The organism is Aliikangiella coralliicola (genome assembly GCF_007004725.1).
GTDB lineage: Bacteria > Pseudomonadota > Gammaproteobacteria > Enterobacterales > Kangiellaceae > Aliikangiella > Aliikangiella coralliicola.
The window spans coordinates 299,325-315,941 of record NZ_ML660163.1 but is presented as its reverse complement, the minus strand read 5'-3'; the positions used below and the strand labels follow the sequence as shown (position 1 = coordinate 315,941).

At 41.8% G+C, this 16,617-nt stretch carries 12 protein-coding genes; 5 read left to right on the top strand and 7 right to left on the bottom strand.

The window, feature by feature from the left end; genetic code table 11:
• Positions 1–43 precede the first annotated feature (43 nt).
• Together FLL46_RS10155 and FLL46_RS10150 are read left to right on the top strand one after the other, a co-directional pair.
• Positions 44–2,026, top strand: coding sequence for a membrane dipeptidase (locus tag FLL46_RS10155; RefSeq protein WP_142893401.1), 1,983 nt, complete (start codon positions 44–46; stop codon positions 2,024–2,026).
• A 175-nt stretch (positions 2,027–2,201) separates the two neighbouring features.
• Complete coding sequence (locus tag FLL46_RS10150; RefSeq protein WP_142893400.1) at positions 2,202–2,471, top strand: DUF2277 domain-containing protein; 270 nt, start codon at positions 2,202–2,204, stop codon at positions 2,469–2,471.
• Between the two features lie 18 nt (positions 2,472–2,489).
• Here FLL46_RS10150 and FLL46_RS10145 read toward each other — a convergent pair whose 3' ends face one another.
• From FLL46_RS10145 to FLL46_RS10125, 5 genes are all read right to left on the bottom strand, one after another.
• On the bottom strand, positions 2,490–2,936 hold the full coding sequence (locus FLL46_RS10145) for a GNAT family N-acetyltransferase (RefSeq protein ID WP_142893399.1): 447 nt from the start codon (positions 2,934–2,936) through the stop codon (positions 2,490–2,492).
• A gap of 125 nt (positions 2,937–3,061) precedes the next feature.
• The gene (locus FLL46_RS10140) at positions 3,062–3,502 is read right to left on the bottom strand and encodes a YtoQ family protein (protein ID WP_142893398.1); all 441 of its coding nucleotides are present in this window, start codon (positions 3,500–3,502) and stop codon (positions 3,062–3,064) included.
• A gap of 138 nt (positions 3,503–3,640) precedes the next feature.
• A complete protein-coding gene (locus tag FLL46_RS10135; RefSeq protein WP_142893397.1) occupies positions 3,641–4,300 on the bottom strand; it encodes a response regulator transcription factor in 660 nt (219 codons plus the stop codon).
• A gap of 383 nt (positions 4,301–4,683) precedes the next feature.
• On the bottom strand, positions 4,684–6,861 hold the full coding sequence (locus FLL46_RS10130; protein ID WP_142893396.1) for a S8 family serine peptidase: 2,178 nt from the start codon (positions 6,859–6,861) through the stop codon (positions 4,684–4,686).
• 638 nt (positions 6,862–7,499) lie between these two features.
• Positions 7,500–11,684, bottom strand: a complete 4,185-nt coding sequence (locus tag FLL46_RS10125) for an EAL domain-containing protein (RefSeq protein WP_142893395.1) — start codon at positions 11,682–11,684, stop codon at positions 7,500–7,502.
• Positions 11,685–11,893: 209 nt separating this feature from the next.
• Here FLL46_RS10125 and FLL46_RS10120 point away from each other — a divergent pair, with 209 nt between their 5' ends.
• The 3 genes from FLL46_RS10120 to FLL46_RS10110 all read left to right on the top strand — a co-directional run bounded on the left by FLL46_RS10120 (position 11,894) and on the right by FLL46_RS10110 (position 15,419).
• Positions 11,894–12,340: an SRPBCC family protein gene (locus FLL46_RS10120; protein ID WP_142893394.1), complete on the top strand. Its 447-nt coding sequence runs from the start codon at positions 11,894–11,896 to the stop codon at positions 12,338–12,340.
• A gap of 265 nt (positions 12,341–12,605) precedes the next feature.
• Positions 12,606–14,666, top strand: a complete 2,061-nt coding sequence (locus FLL46_RS10115; protein WP_168204121.1) for a putative bifunctional diguanylate cyclase/phosphodiesterase — start codon at positions 12,606–12,608, stop codon at positions 14,664–14,666.
• Between the two features lie 9 nt (positions 14,667–14,675).
• Complete coding sequence (locus tag FLL46_RS10110; RefSeq protein WP_142893392.1) at positions 14,676–15,419, top strand: substrate-binding periplasmic protein; 744 nt, start codon at positions 14,676–14,678, stop codon at positions 15,417–15,419.
• A gap of 31 nt (positions 15,420–15,450) precedes the next feature.
• Here FLL46_RS10110 and FLL46_RS10105 read toward each other — a convergent pair whose 3' ends face one another.
• Positions 15,451–15,846: a hypothetical protein gene (locus FLL46_RS10105; RefSeq protein ID WP_142893391.1), complete on the bottom strand. Its 396-nt coding sequence runs from the start codon at positions 15,844–15,846 to the stop codon at positions 15,451–15,453.
• Positions 15,843–16,490 carry a class I SAM-dependent methyltransferase gene (locus FLL46_RS10100; protein ID WP_142893390.1) on the bottom strand — a complete coding sequence of 216 codons (648 nt, stop codon included), beginning with the start codon at positions 16,488–16,490 and terminating at the stop codon, positions 15,843–15,845. The genes FLL46_RS10105 and FLL46_RS10100 overlap by 4 nt, the downstream gene beginning before the upstream one ends.
• Positions 16,491–16,617: the final 127 nt, after the last annotated feature.

Here is a 16,617-nt window from a genome sequence, read left to right as displayed (position 1 = left end):
ATAATTAAGTTTGTAAAATAGCTTTTAATATAGGGAAAATAAAATGAAGAAAAAAGTTTTGCAATGCACTTTTATTGCCGGTATTTCAATATCTTCCACCGGTTTTGCCGCCAGCTGTGGCGATACTGATGTGATTTATAATCTATTTGATATGGCCAACGAAGAAATTTTTCACAATGGCGAAGGAACACCTGGTCCACGACGGCTAGTTACCGAGCAAACCAGTAACATCATTAGTTTCTCCACGAAGCGAATCATCCAGGCAACGGCATCAGATATTAACTCATTAGATGTCAAAATAACAAAGTTAGACGGTTCTCGTTTTGGTGGTAAAACAACGCTCGTGGTTTGTTCTACTGCAGAAAATGGGGCGGTAACCAAGCACTGGGAATTTAGTGTGAGAGGTGGCAGGCGGTATATTGGTGATTCCTGGAGCCGGCGATTAACAAATATTAAAAATCAAAAAGTGTCGGTGAGGCTTTTGGGCAATAGCCCAACTGGTCGAGCGCGTTTTAAAATTGATTTAATTCGACCAACTGGAGAAGGGAGAGTCTGGCAACCAATTAAAACGACTCATTCACAACCGGTGCCGGGATTTGCCGATGTTCATGTTCATCAGGCGGCCTCTCTTGCTTTTTCTGCTGGATGGTATTGGGGTGATCATAGTGTCGGCCCGTTGAACGCGCGAGCGCATGCTTGCGATGGTTATAATCATGCAAACTTGACTCCCCTCGGTATTGAGGTTAATGAGTTAGTCGCGCCGCATCCTGACAAAATTTATGGTTATCCCACGTTTAATGATTGGCCCAAATGGAGCGATATTAAACATCAACAGGTCACCGAACAATGGCTGAAACAAGCCCATGACAATGGGTTGAATTTAATGGTCGCATCTTTGGTAAACAATCAGTGGGTTTCTGCGGCGATGATTGCTTCAGGCAACCACAATAACAAGCTGTCGCCGGCTGATATGGAAGCCGTTAAAAGGCAAATTAACTCCTTGAAAAAGATGGCTGAGCAAAGTAACTGGTATGAAATTGTCCGTGACCCATGGGAAGCTCGTCGTGCTATCGAAGCAGGTAAGTTAGCCGTCGTGCTTGCCGTTGAAGCGAGCGATATTATGTCGAGGAGTGATGGTTCCTGGTTACAACAGTTACACGATTTTTATGATATGGGAGTGCGCAGCATTCAGATTGCCCATCAATCAAATACGATTTTCGCAGGCGCGGCCTATCATCGCGATGTAATGAAAGTTAATAGCCAAATCAAATCCTGGTTTGATCGGGACATCGACTATGCTTCAGGTGGCAATGGCGTCAATAACCCTTTAGGCTTAACTAACGAAGGTAGTGCACTAATCAGTGAAATGATGCGGTTAAACATGTTGATTGATATTGCTCATTTATCACTGAATACTCAACGAAGTGTTTATCAATTGGCAAAGGCAAAACAGTATTACCCACTATTTAATTCTCACACACGCATAGATAACCTCTTACTGCCTGAGGACAAAGAGGTTCTCAAAGAGCATGTTACCACTGATGAAACTTTGGAGTATGTGAGACAAACCGGCGGTGTTTTGGGGTTACGAACTGGGGAAGAAGGTATGAAAAGTTATACGCCTTTTTCTGATGCTGCCGTCACCAATAATTGCGATGGCTCCTCTCGTTCTTTTACTCAGTTTTATCAATACGCTAACGATAGAAATGTGAAAGTTGCTTTTGCCTCAGACTTTAATGGTTTTATTACTCAAATGCCGCCGCGTTTTGGCGCGGAAGCTTGTGCTAGTGCTGTTGATGAATCACAACGGCAACAACAAGCCACCGCGCAAGGTAGTATGCCTGCTGGACCGTCATGGTACACAGAGTTCAACCGGAAAGGATTAGCCCACATTGGGTTACTTCCGGGTCTACTCCATGATATGAACAACCTTGGAGCGGATACCAATAATATTGGCAATTCTGCTGAAGGATTTGTGCAAATGTGGGAGCGCATTTATGATACTAGCCGGACAAAAATCAACTAAATCAGCTCAAGTAAAGATGATATTCTGTTAATAACAAAAGCAAGGCATTGGAAAGTGATTTCAATGCCTTGCTCAATGTTGTTTATTTTTCAAATCCTGGTTTTTTGCAAAGTCAATTGACTCTGCTCTAAAAGGTAATACAAATTTTACGACAACGATATCAGTGGAGCCCGAAATGTGCCGAAACATAAAAACGCTTTTTAATTTTGACCCACCTGCAACGGAAGAAGAGATTCGAGCTTCTGCACTTCAGTTTGTGCGTAAACTTAGCGGTTCTACTCATCCTTCAAAAGCGAATGAAGCGGCTTTTGAGTTGGCGGTGAACAAAGTAACTGATGTTGCGCGTGAACTGATTGAATCTTTAACTACTTCTGCACCGCCTAGAAACCGAGAAATTGAAGCCGAGAAAGCGAAAATCAGAGCGGCAAAAAGATTCGGTAGATAATAGTTTTTAAGTGACCTGTTAGTCTGTTACCGATTCATAACGCATAAGAAATTCTTCATCGTTTTCATCGATAATGATAAAGCCGAGCTTTTGGTAGAGCCTTAAAGCTGGGTTAGATTTTAAGACACCTAAGGTGACAGTGGATTGTTTTTCACTCGCCTGCTGTTGTAGGTTTTTTATAAGCGTTGCACCGATTCCGTTTCCTTGATAAGTCGGTAGAATTTGAATTTGCGTTACATGCCAACCATTATCGTCGACATAGTACTTAAACAAACCGATAGGTTTATCTGCATGACACACAATTTGGGCATCATCAAAACGGTATTGGATGCGAATTAAGTGTGACTTTTCGTCAGTTGGTATTCCCGCTTCTTCCAGATAGTCATTCATTGTTGCATTTCGTAGTGACAATAAAAATGGAATATCCGCATCGACGGCATTGCGTAGTTGAATTTCAAGTGACATCAATTAATTTCCCGACATGAAAAAACACGGTTAATCATAAATTTGAATAAACGATATGATTTTGTAAGTTGGATTAGTCGCGATTTTTGCAACCTAATCCAACATGATTGCAGCAGTTTAGGCACTTAAACAGAAATAATATTTTTTAAAACTTCGATCACTTGCTCCGGCGTTCGCGCCCATGCCATCGCAGCGGCATCGACTTCTTTGAGGGGATGAATAATTGCTTCGTCATGTAGAGTGATATAAGGCTTGCCAAGTGCTGCGCAAAAACCTGCGTCGAATGCAGCATTCCATTGTTTATATTTGTCCCCAAAGCGAATAATAGCGATATCACAGTTTTTTATTAGAGTCTGTATGCGTATTGCGTTGACTTTAGCTGACTTGTGATCGCGCCAGAAATTATCTTGCTCAGAACCAAGCACGTCACCAGCTGCATCACTTGCTTCGTGGTTGGTGATGGGCGAGGTGAATTTAACTGGTAGCCCGTGGGCTTCTGCGCCCTGTTCGATTTGCTGACGCCAATCTGAATGAATTTCGCCTGATAAATAAACAGTCCACTGCATTGGGTACTCCGCTTTGTTTGGAACAATACTTAGATAGAGAAATCATACACTTGAATGATTTCTGTTGGCAATGCTGTTAAACCTGAAGTCGTTTTCTGATTAAAATATCTATGGATGTATAAACTGTCCGAATGACTATCAACTCGCTCGATAGGTCGGTCCATTCGAATTTTGCCGACGAAAAAATGCAGCCGCTTCACACCGACTACTCACTTCAAGTTTCTCGAGAATCGAATGAACATGATTTTTAACGGTGGCCACTTCAATTCCCAGGGTTCTAGCTATTTGTTTATTAGAATATCCCATCTCAACCAGTTCGAGCACATTTTTTTGGCGGCCAGTTAATGACTCAAGATGTTTTTTCTCACCCGTATAGTTGTTGTGGGAAAATCGTCCGATAAGCTGTTGAATTGCGTCAGGATTGTAGCGCTTTTTGTTGTTGATAACGGTTTGAATACAATCCATCAGATCAGCCAGAGATTCTTGCTTAGAGATAATGCCATCTACGCCATACTCCATGCACTGAATAATACTCTGATCGTCATCTAATAGATTTAATACAATAATTTTTAGCCCTGGTTTTTGTTGTTTGGTGAGCTGAACAAATTCTGCGAGGTGAGAGTAACCATTATCGATAATAAGAATTTCAAATTGATCCAGAAACAAGCAAGCCTTACGGTATTGAGCCAAATCTGGCGTTACAATTGCCATTCCTGATTCTTGTTTTAACCTTTCAACGATACCTTCCTGGTATATTTTTACACTACTGAAAACGCCGATATGAATGATGTTGTTCACAATACCCTTCCTCCTTTGACGAGTAGAGCGCCTTTCGAATAGCCCTGATCAAGATAAACTAAATCGGATGAAGCATAAGGTTGGATTTGTCTGGGTGTAATAATCCCTTACTTTGACAGGAGTGTTTTAGACTATAAATTAAGCCTTTGTATTGGTGAAAGTCAACCTACTCAAGCATATTTTTTGAAGCAATTGACGTTTTTCATTGAAATATCTCAATATGAAATCACCAAGTTCAGCTTGTTTATTTCGGTTAATTTGTCAGAGATTAAGCTCGCTCCTGATATTTCATTTCCGCCGGAGCGAGCTGTTAGGTTGGTTTTTTAATGCGTCTTTTAATTCGCCGTGTGCCGCATTAAATTACCTGATCTTAAATTGGCTGACTAATTACCGATAATGATATAGCCGACCACTTCAGTTGTGTGGGCGACTTCAGAATCTTTTGATTGCTCCTCTTCAACTTTTACCTGAACGCTAGAGTTTGTCAGGTTTCGGTGTCTGAGTGCCGCTGCATCGCCGCCATCAAAAGTTTGCATTGCTGCGATAACCTTTGGGTTTGTCGTGCTGCCAAAGTTAATCGTTCTCCAATTGTGTGTGACTACGTTACCAGTTCTACCCACGGTTAGTTTTTTGCCGCCTGATGTCGTGCTGCCGCTTTCTATTGCAATCCAGTGAACTTGCTCATTTGCGTGGATGCCGTCGGCATTTTCTTCTTCCTGAAGCCTTATTTGAAAACTACTGCTGGTGACATTTCTGATGCGATGTGTCACTGCAGCGGGTCCGTTAAACGTTGCCGTTTGTGCGACAACGACTGGCACATTAGAAAAGGTTGAGCCGAAGTTGACGGTTTTCCAACCGTGATTCAGAGTGACGCTTCCGGATTTCACGTCGAGTGAACCGAAAGTAGAGTTACCATTTTGGGCTGCCAGATAGGCAATACTTTCCGTGACATGGGCGCCGTCGAGGTAATTCCATTCATCTATCTGAGACTGAAAGCTACTGGCGCTGACATTTCTGACTCTAACTGTCGTCGGCTGGGAGCCCGCGAAACTGGGAATTCCCATGACAACACGAGGATTACTTAAGCCTGAAATTGCAGTTGTTTTCCAGACATGGTTGAGGCTTATCTTGCCAGATAGTAATTGGCTGGAACCTGGTACAGCGGCGATAGCTGCCGTCGCATTGACAATTCCTGAGCCGCATTGGTTGCAGGTTGCGGGAAATGAACGCGCCGTATTTTGCAAAATAGTCCCCACTTGAGCTGATGTAAGATTGGCGTTTAAACCATACATCAGGGCTGCTACGCCGGCTACATGAGGAGCCGCCATACTGGTTCCCTGGTAAAAAGAGTAAGAGTCACTTCCCGGAGTTGTTGTGCCGGTATTTAGTGTAGATAACACGCCATTGGCAGTCGGCCCCATTGCGCCCCCGGGTGCAGCCACTTCGACGACATTGCCGAAATTAGAATAGAAAGCTTTGCCGCCGCTGCGATTGGTTGCTGCGACAGTGACGACACCGTTACAGTTAGCAGGTCGAAAATTAGCTGCATTTGCATTGGAGTTGCCTGCTGAAATAACGACCGTTGTATTCTGGCCTGTGGCGTAGTTGATCGCATTTTGATAAGTGCTGCCGCATGCACCGCCACCACCAAGACTGAGATTGATGACGTTAGCCGGGTTTTGATTAGCCGGAACGCCGCTGACGCTGCCTCCTGCCGCCCAGATGATACCGTCAGATATATCCGATACATAACCGCCGCAACGACCTAACACCCTCACTGGAACGATTCTAGCGTTAAAGGCAACACCAGCAACGCCGATGCTATTATTGGTTTTAGCGGCAACTGTGCCGGCCACATGAGTGCCGTGCCAGCTACTTGAGCGGTCAGATGGCGGGTTGTTGCTACCGCAATCACCGGCGTTAGTCCAGTCACCTGGATCTTGCGCGTTACTGTCACGACCATCACCGTCACGAGAAACAAAAGTATCGCTTATCATGTCATATCCGGCCAGAATATTACTATTGAGATCAACGTGAGGGCGATATCCGGTATCTAATACCGCAACAACAGCGCCTTGCCCGGTCGCTTGATCCCAGGCGGTCGGCATTCTTATGCCACCATTATTTTCAAAATAATGCCATTGCTCGTTGTAGCGTGAGTCATTAGGCGTGAGGACCGCTTGCATCATCGCGTCTGGTTCGGCGTATGATACGTCGGCTCTCTGGGCGATTAGGTCTGTTAGTTGATAGACCTGCTCTAGTTCAATTCTTTGTCCAAGTTGATAGACACCAGACTCTAATGCAGTGATGCGAACAAACTTGACTGATTGGCCGATTGTTTCTGATAGCAATCTTGTATCTGCCAGGTTTTGAGCCGCGGCGGTGCCTTCTTTAAACTTTACGATTATTCGGTCAGTAAACTCTTTGAGCGGAGGTGCGGGGTTTACCGCCTGATTTGAGTTTGCTGAGTTTCCTGTTGAGGGATTCGCACCGGCTAGTCCGGTCATTGAGGCTAAAATAACGGATAAGACTGTTGTTATTAACATTCTGCCTTTTTTCATACTGTCCTCCTTATTCGGATAAAAAGAATATTGATGATTTATATTGATCAAGCTTTAGCGATTGCTAAATATCACTTTTTCATTATTCAAGTTTTAATAATCACGCTGTATTAATTAAGCTGCATTAATCCAGATGGAACTCACTCGCTCCAATGAATAAATTTATTTGTAATTAAATTGGTCGCACTTAAATTAAGCTGTACTTAAACATGAAGGACAAAAACGAAAAACAGCGAATAAACTTTTCAAGAACCTTCAAAATAATATTAAGAAATATCAGCGACCTGTTTAGCTTTCATAGGCCACTTCTGAGTTAGTTCTACTTTTACTGCTGATGTGATTAGTTGTTAAACAAAATTGTTTAAGAGGTTTTGAGGTGGTTGCGCTCCTGCAATTGTTTGTGAATTTGTTGCCTATTTAACTGAGTTTTTAAAAAGAAAGTAAAGAAAAAAATAATGAAATTTAATTTTATATCTCCAAGTGAGAGTTGTTGTATGATTGTCGCATTTTATCTTTGTTTTTTATTCCTAATTGGAGATTTTTTTTGTTGAAAAAAAGAAATGAAAATTCGTGTTAGCATTTTAGCGGAGAACTTATCTGAACGGAATTGTGCTTTCTTTTTTGGATTTAAAAACTTGTTATAATATTTTTTTTACTGATGAAGAGTTTAACAGAAATGTTTCAAACTGTTCCGACGTTAATGGTTTACTATAATAATAACCCTGAATTTCATCGCAACGAGCCTCGACCAGAAATGAAAGTTGGTTCTGATTTTCAACGCCTTCGGCGACTACTTTCAGGCCCAGCTCGTGTGCCATTGAAATGATGGCCAGACATAGCGTTTTCGCTCTTTCGCCAGATTCGATTTTATCGATAAAAGATTTGTCGATTTTCAACTTATCAACCGGTAGTTGTGATAAGTAAGAAAAAGATGAGTAACCGGTGCCGAAATCGTCGATGGATAGATTAACGCCCAGTGATTTTAGTTCGCCTAACATGGAAGCCAATTGCGAGGCGTTTTCCATTAATGCACTTTCTGTGATTTCCAACTCAATAGATGAGGCCGGGGTTTGAGTTTTTGCCAAAATGGTTGTCACAGCATCGGTGATCGGCTGTCGCATTAATTGGCGTACAGAGAGATTGACAGCAAGATTAATTTCCACGTCGTGATTTGATGTCCATTTTGTATATTGGTTACAAACTTCCTCTAACAGCCAGTCGGTGACAGGTGATATTAATCCGGTATCCTCAAGAATGGGAATGAAATCGGAAGGGGGAATGAGACCGTGTTCTTTGCTGTGCCAGCGAAGCAAAGCTTCAGCGCTTTTACACAAGCCGCTTTCGACATCCATTTTGGGTTGGTAGACGGGATAGAATTCTCCCGCTTCTAGGGCATGGTGAAGGCTATTTTCTAATTCTAGTCGTTTGGATGTACGCGCAAGATATTCAATGTTAAACATACTATAAGTGTTACGCCCGGCACTTTTTGAATAATACATTGCGGTGTCGGCATATTGAATTAAAGTATGGCTAACTTGACTGTCGTTAGGACAGAGGCTGATGCCGATTGACAGGGATACAATTACCTCAGTGTTATCCACACTCAGAGTTCTTGAAAATGAATCTAACAGGGATTTGGCAATAACTTTTATGTCACTTTCGTGTTTTGACTCGGTTAGTATTATCGTAAACTCATCGCCACCAAATCGGGCAATAACTGTAGAGTCAGGAAGTGTTTCCTGTAACCTTTTGGCCGCGGCAATTAGGACCTTATCACCGAACTGATGACCTAGAGAATCATTAATATTTTTGAATCTGTCAATGTCAACAAATAACAGCGCCAGTAAAGCATTGTTGTCATTGTTTTGAGTAATCAATTCCGGCAGAATCTTGTCGAAGTAATTTCGATTCGGCAGTCCGGTGAGTGTGTCATAATTGGCGAGTTGTCGTAGTTCTTGTTCAGCGAATTTTTGTGCTGTAATGTTTTGCAGCGTGCCGGCAATTCTTAAAGGTTTGCCTGTGTCTCGATAGGACCTAACAACTTCTCCTTCATTTCTTATCCAAACCCAGCGGCCTTCTTTATGTCTTAGTCTCAGTTCTGCGCTGAACTTATTTTGCTTTCCATTTAAAATTTTCTTAGCGAGTTGGCGCCAATATTCTTTATCTTCGGGATGGATAATTTGATCGAAGCTCTCTATCGGTGTTGTGATTTCCATTTCCTCATATCCAAGTATTGATAAGCCAGCTCGATAAACTTCATTTGACTTCACTTTCCAATCCCAGATGACATTGCCTGAACCTTTGAGTGCAAGTTTCATTCGTTCTTCGCTGGTTTTGATCGCGTTGACATAAGCGCGTTCACGCAACCGTTTTTTCCAGCTAAAATAAGTAACAATGGCCAATATTGATAAAGTTACTGATACATATAGGAGATAGGCAAGAGATGAACGCCATGGGGCCGGATTGACTTTCACTGCAAGCATAATATGGCCCAACTTTGAATTGTCGCCATTGTTTTTGTTGGTGATGTCTAGCGTGTAGTTTCCCGACGGTAAATGATTGTAGATCGCTTCAGCTTGAGGGCCTATTTCTTGCCATTCGTTTTCGAAGCCTTTTAGCCGATATTGATAACGGTGAAATTCGGGGGCTGAGAAATCCAGAATAGAAAACTCTAGTTTTAGTCTGTTATTTTCATAGTCGAGTTCTAGTAAGGGAACATTTGTAGGATCAAGTACCTTCACTTTTCGGTTACCGATTGAGTACCCAGTGACAACAAGTGGAAATTGTTGAAATGCAGTTTGAGGCTGTTTTGGCGTGATTTGAGCGAGACCGTTGTATCCGCCGATATAAATATAACCGTCCTGACTTAACAGTCCAGCCGATGAATTGTAACCACCGGCAGGTAAATTGTGGCTGTAGTTAAAAAAGAGACTCGCTTCTGTGTCTGGATTAAAGCTAATAATACCGCTGTTTGTTCCTAACCAGAGTTTGCCGTCAGGCGCTTCGACAATCGAACGGATTCTATCGTCAACGAGGCCGTGTTTATGGGTGTAGCGTTTGAATTCATATTGGCTGGTTTCTTTATTAAATATGGCTTTATTGAGCCCGGCGCCGGTACCGACCCATAGTGTGCCGTTGCGCGTTTCAACGATGTCGTAAATATCATTGTTACTAATGCTGTTTGCAATGTTGTAATCAAAAGCATATTGGGTTGTATTCCCGTTAATAACATTGAAACGCCAAAGTCCTTGTCCGCGAGTCCCAAGCCAAAGCTCATCTTTGCCTGCATCTTTGATCACTAATACTGTTTTGGCTGACAAGGCTTTTCGATTTTCGGTTGGATTGTTAAAATTAATGAAGTGATTTTTATCTGGCAGGAACTGTGATATTCCGATATAAGTGCCAATCCAGAGTCTTTGTTGTGGGTCTTTATGAATTGTTAAAGCAGAGCTCGGTAATTGGTTTGGACTTCGTGATACGCTGAATACCTTCGCTTCATCTTCGCCGTTCCAGTGAATTAATTCTTCAAATGTTCCCAGCCAGATACTATTTTCGTTTTCAACCCAGTGAGACATAACATTAACCAGATCATTATGTTTTCCATTGTTTGAGTTCATTGCGCTCGAAAGTTTGTAGGTCAGATCTGTGAAGTGTTTTCGATCTCGGGAAAGTTTTCTAAAGCCTGCAGTGCAAGTCGAAAAATAAAGCTCACCACTCTTTGCCTCGCTGATATCACAATAATCATTGTTACTCAGACCCGTTTGCCCCATGTTTTGAGCTGCGATTTTGTTAAAGCCGGTTGAACGTAGCGATGTTCGAAAAGCACCGACCCCAGGAGAACCTAACCACAACTGTTCACCTTGATCGACATATCCGACACTTACGGAGCGGGATTTAATGCTCTGTAAATCGTGCGGGTCTGGCACATAATTTTGTAGCGTTTTTTCTGAAATTGAATAGCGAAACAGGCCATGGATATCTGAAAATAACCATATGATCCCATTATGCATAGCGGACTCTCGAATTCCATTGAACTCAGCGTCTTTTGGAATTTCCACCTCGACTAATTGATTATCTGATTTCCACTGGAAAATTTTTTCTGCGGTAACAATCCAGCGGCTTTTATCAATAAAAATATTAATGGCGGTTAGACCATTTGGTGTTTTCAGTACCGCTGACTTTTGTTCAGTGCTATCGACGAGCAACTGATAAATATTACCTCCTGAAGCTCCAATATATAGGACTCGAGTCGCGTCATCGAAAGACAATGAAAATAATATTTCGTTGTCTTTTGGTGCGACATGACTGGTAAACTTTTTCTGTTGAATCGAAAAAGAAAACACCCCTTGGCTGGTGCTTATCCAGATAGATTCTTTATTGTCGAATAATATGTTATAGGGATCGGCGCGTTGTGATTCGCCGTCAACTGAGTTTTGAATGGCGAAATGTTCAAAACTTCCATCAGGTAAAAGATGATGAAGATAACCATCCGCGGTGGTTAGCCAAAGTTCGTTGTTAGCGACTAGAAGATTATATACGGTATTACTCGTCAGGCTCGTCTGATCATCAGGATCGTGATTAAAATCGATAAAACGGTGGCCGTCAAATCGATGCAGACCGTTGTCACCGGCAAACCAGATAAAACCATGCGAGTCTTGGGTAATGTCGAAAAGAGCGACACTTGTTAGACCATCACGGTCGTTAAGGTGTTGAAAAGATAAAGCGGTGCGAGCGAATAAAGAAGAGGTATTGATGAGAGATAGGATTAGTAACCCTGAAAAACAAAAACTGATGAACGGTCTGGTTAAATCCGGCTTCTGCATATAAACGACCAGAATGTGTAAAAATCCAAGCGACTATCTCAAAATTGTATTAATTGACGGTGTTGATATTATAACTTAGGTCCAAATTGACAGTTTTGCAACCGGCAACAACTTGAATTGACGGTATTTATTGATAATACTGGGGTCTGGCATTAGATTTTTTAGATATTAATTTTTTCACATCAAATCGGCGTCTTTAGGAGGGAATAATGTCACCTATCAAGATAACTAGAACAATTAACTCGCCTGCGAACATTGTGTTTAACACTGTTGCCGATATTAGCCAATTTTCTGAAGCGATCCCCCATATTACTAAAGTTGAGTTTCTTACGGACCAAAAAAGCGGCGTGGGAACGCGATTTATTGAAACAAGACTCATGCGCGGGAAAGAGGCTTCAACTGAATTAGAAGTAACTGAGTATGTTGAAAATGAGCGAATTCGGTTGGTGACTGATAACCATGGCTCTGTTTGGGATACTGTGTTTACAGTGAGTCAGCAAGGAGAGAAGACTGAGCTGGTTATGATTATGGACTCAAAACCTTATAAATTAATCCCCAAACTAACCTACCCACTTATTAAGGGAATCATTGCTAAGGCGGTTGAAAGTGATATGGACTCAGTCAAACAGTTTTGTGAACAAAAAGTTAGTGATTAAACTCGTATGACCCTAGTCTGATTAGAAAAAAAGATTTTAATTAATTGTTGCTATTTCAACAGCATTGAATTATTGAAGATAAATTGAATTTCTTACTTAAAAGAAGCTGATTTTTAAACATATTCAATATATTAGCCGTCAGCGAAATTAATTTGTACTAGGCTTTTATTGTAAGCTTTGAGTTAATCAGTAGGAAGTTAATTTCCTGATTGTCCCTGCCTGGCGCGCCTAAACGAGTAACAGTGTATTTAGAATGAAGAAATTAATGAGTTCGACATTTCGCGACAAAGTGCATTCGCTTACCTGGCGTCAGGTTTTTCATGGGATGTGGGTGGCGTTATTGGTCGGTGGTTTTATCTACATTATTGAAGTATTGTTTCTGGTGAAAGGGATCCGGGAACAAAGTGTTCGCACCCAGGAACAAATTCTTGATTTAGCAGAATCACCCTCAGCAGCATCTGCCTGGATGTTAGATAACCGTTTGGCTGATGAGACACTACAAGGACTGTTGGCAATAGAAATGGTTTTAGCAAGTGAAATTCAATTGCGTAATAATTCGAATTTCTCAATGAAAAAGCGCTTCGGAAAAACACAATTATCATCCTTTGAATCAAACTTTCACCGATCTTTTGAGGACTTGGCGCATAGTGAGCGTTTGTTGCACGGCCCGGATGTGGCCGTGGAAATGTATGGAGATGATGTGATCGGAAAGTTGATTGTCACTTTCGATACTCATTTGATTACTCGCAATTTTGTTAACCAGATTCAAGTTAGTTTCTGGACCAGTATTATCCGCTCCTTGCTGTTGGCTGTCGTGCTGGGGATTGTATTTAACCGATTTTTGACGCGCCCCATTTTGCAAATTGGTAATGCCTTAAAAAGCGTTAATCCCGATGATCCAGGGATTCGCCAGGTGAGAGTTCCTAAAGGACATGATAAGGGCGAGCTTTTCTTTCTCGTTGAACGATTTAATCGCATGCTTGTTAATCTTGATATGTCGAGAAGGCGGCTGCTAAAGCTAGCGACGAGAGATCCGTTAACAGGATTGCCTAACCGCGCCTTAATTTATGAAGAGTTAAGGGCCAATATTCGTCGCGCGAGAATGAGCCAAAGTGTGTTTTCTATCTATTTTTTAGACTTAGACAGGTTTAAGAATATCAATGATTCAATGGGGCATGCGTCTGGTGATCAGTTGTTATGCTTGTTAGCCAAAGCGCTGCAAAATAGTTTGCCTGAAAATGCCAGGGTTGGACGGTTGGGCGGTGACGAATTTGTGATTATTTGTGAACTGGTCGATGATAATCGACAGTGTACAGAGTTGGCAAAAAGCGTTTTGGCAACGGTTAATCAACCGGTCATATTAAATAATGTAACCGTCGAAACTTCCTGTTCAATCGGTATTGCTTCTTATCCTAAACATGGAAATGATGTGGACTCGTTAATTCGCCATGCGGATATTGCAATGTACCATGCGAAAAGTCAGGGGGTTAATCGTTATTCTTATTTTGACCCTGTGATGACTGAACAAAGCGAGGCTCGATTTAAAATTGAGACGCAACTCAGAGAAGCCATTGATAAACAGCAGTTTCAACTTTTTCTACAGCCCAAAATGAGTGCAAAAAATGAAACCGTTGTTGGATGCGAAGGATTGATCCGTTGGAGCATTGATAATGTGATTATTTCTCCAGCGGAATTTATTCCCATCGCAGAAGAAAATCAGATGATTATTCCGATTGGCTACTGGGTTATCGAAGAAGCTTGTCGAATGATCGCTTCATGGTCTCAGCAAAATATTGCAATTAAAATGTCTGTAAACGTGTCGCCTATTCAATTACAAGATCCGCGCTTTCTCAAACGTGTCTCCGAAATTGTTGAGCAATACTCGGGGGTCGCTCATTATCTGGAGTTTGAAATAACTGAATCAAGTTTAATGACTAATCTTGATAAAGTTATGGGCCTGTTTATTGAATTACGAAAGCTAGGAATAAAGATTGCGATAGATGATTTTGGAACCGGCTATTCAAGCTTGGCTTATTTACGACAGTTGGAGTTAGATACGTTAAAAATAGATCGTAGTTTTGTGATTGACATTCCTGATGATTATGCGATACCTGCATCAATTTTAGCATTGGCGAGTCAATTAGGCTTAAAAACTGTCGCGGAGGGGGTCGAGACGCATGAGCAATTGTTATGGCTGGCTGAAAATGGGTGTGATGTCATTCAAGGATATTACTATTCGGCACCTTTACCGCGTGCTGCTTTTGAAAAAAAATATCTGAAAAACAGGCGGCAGGATCATACTCACTCAATGGAAACGGCTGGTTGAGGTTATCTGATGAAAGTCGACAACACTACAATTCAGTTGTTCTTCTGGTTAACATTGAGTTTTTCTAACAATCTCTCAGCGGAAAAGTGTGAAACATTTATTTATAGCGGCGCTGTGGACTGGTACCCGATTTCCTATAGCGATGAAAGCGGACGTTTATCGGGGATTGCACTGACCAGAATAAAAAAAATTGCCGAAGGAGAGAACATTAAACTTAAGGTGATTAAAGGCTTGCCTTGGCGGCGTCAGTTAGAACTTTTAGAAAAAGGAGAAATTAGTTTGGTGGCCGGTTATTACAACCGCGAGCGTGATAGCCAATTTTTACTTTCTCAGCCTTTTTTCAGAGAGCAGGTCAAAGTTTTTTTCAGGCAAGATAGCAAAAGAGAAATTTCGAAAATTGATCAACTGAAATCGCTGTTGGGGGTTCGCCCCAGAGCTGCGTCGCTCGGTGATGAGTTTGACATATTTTCTAAAAACAATACGCGGCTTTTTCAGCTGGGCAAAACGATTAACATGTTTAAAATGCTTTTGGCCGGGCGAGTCGACTATGTCGTTACGGCGTATGCTAATGGAATGAGAGCTGTTCGATTATTGAATGCGGAAAGAAAAGTTGTTGCTGCTGACTATCTGGTTGCGGAAAATAATGTACACTTTATGTTTAGCCGAAAGTTAGATTGTGAAGTTGATATTCAGGCATTTAATCGACTCATAGAGATTCATCGACAAACCGATTTTGAAAAGGCTGGTCGATGAGTTTTGGCGACAGTTTAGTTAGCACTATCAATTAATCTGAAGCATTTTTCATATTCTCCATCATTTCCTGTTTGGCAAGATGCCCTTTAACTGCTGGATAGCTAATTGCGTACAGGCTAATACTCGAAACATAAATAATCGTCGCGCTGGCTAGTGCATCTAGAAACCAGGCGAGTATTAAACTACTACTACCAAATTTTTCAGCCAGGTTTTCGATTAGTGCAAAAGTAAAATTGTCAGTCAACGCGTGCAGTACTAGCGCAATCCAGAAGCCAAAACAATAGGCACACTTCCAGTCCGAATAGAGTTTTTGAATTGATGAAGGAAGCCGATTGAGAATAGCGTTAAACCAGTTGCCCCACGCTGGTAATTTCTCCCAAACAAGAAGATGAATCGCGAGGCCCATTAAAGGTATTTCGTAGTTCATGACAATGCTCCTTTCTCGGCAGGTAGAGAAGCTTCTATTAAAATGAATTCGATTTCGTTATGACGAATTAATTGTTGTTGTTCAATCTCGAAGTTTGCTTTCAACAGGTGTTGTTGAATCTCTTGGGCATCCATACCTGATAACTTCATTACATCAAGATCTTCAGCGATAAACAATCGGCCTGTCGATGTCAGAACTCGTTTTACTTCAGCGAGGCCGGCGATTATGTTACGCCAATGGTGAAATGAGTTGACGCTAATCACTTTATCTATTGAAGCATTGTCCAGGGGAAGGCACTCCGCCGACCCTGATAGATAATTGAGCCGATTATCATTAGATGTTTCCCGGGCTACTTTAAGCATCACCGGCATGGGATCGACACCGAATAATTGCCCGTGTTTTACGTAGTTTGAGATTGCACGCAGGGTGCTGCCGGTGCCGCAACCAATATCGACGACATTATCTTTGCTGCGCCAATTGATGTGTTTAACGACTTCATAAGTTGTAGGCCAGTCACCATACTTTTCGGCATACCATTGGGCGACTTCGTCGGTCCATTCATGGTCATGTTCGGCATCCTTGCATTGTTCGTATTGAGAGTCGGGATGCTCAAGTTTTTGTGAGGCATTGAATATTGTCGTCATTGGATATTCCTTTGAATGTCATCAGATAGGAATACTTTAGTGGTTTGAGCAAACTACCAACAGAGTAGATATCCGTCAAAAATCGGCTGATTTTTAGATTTTTGAGAATACTATTGATATGATTATC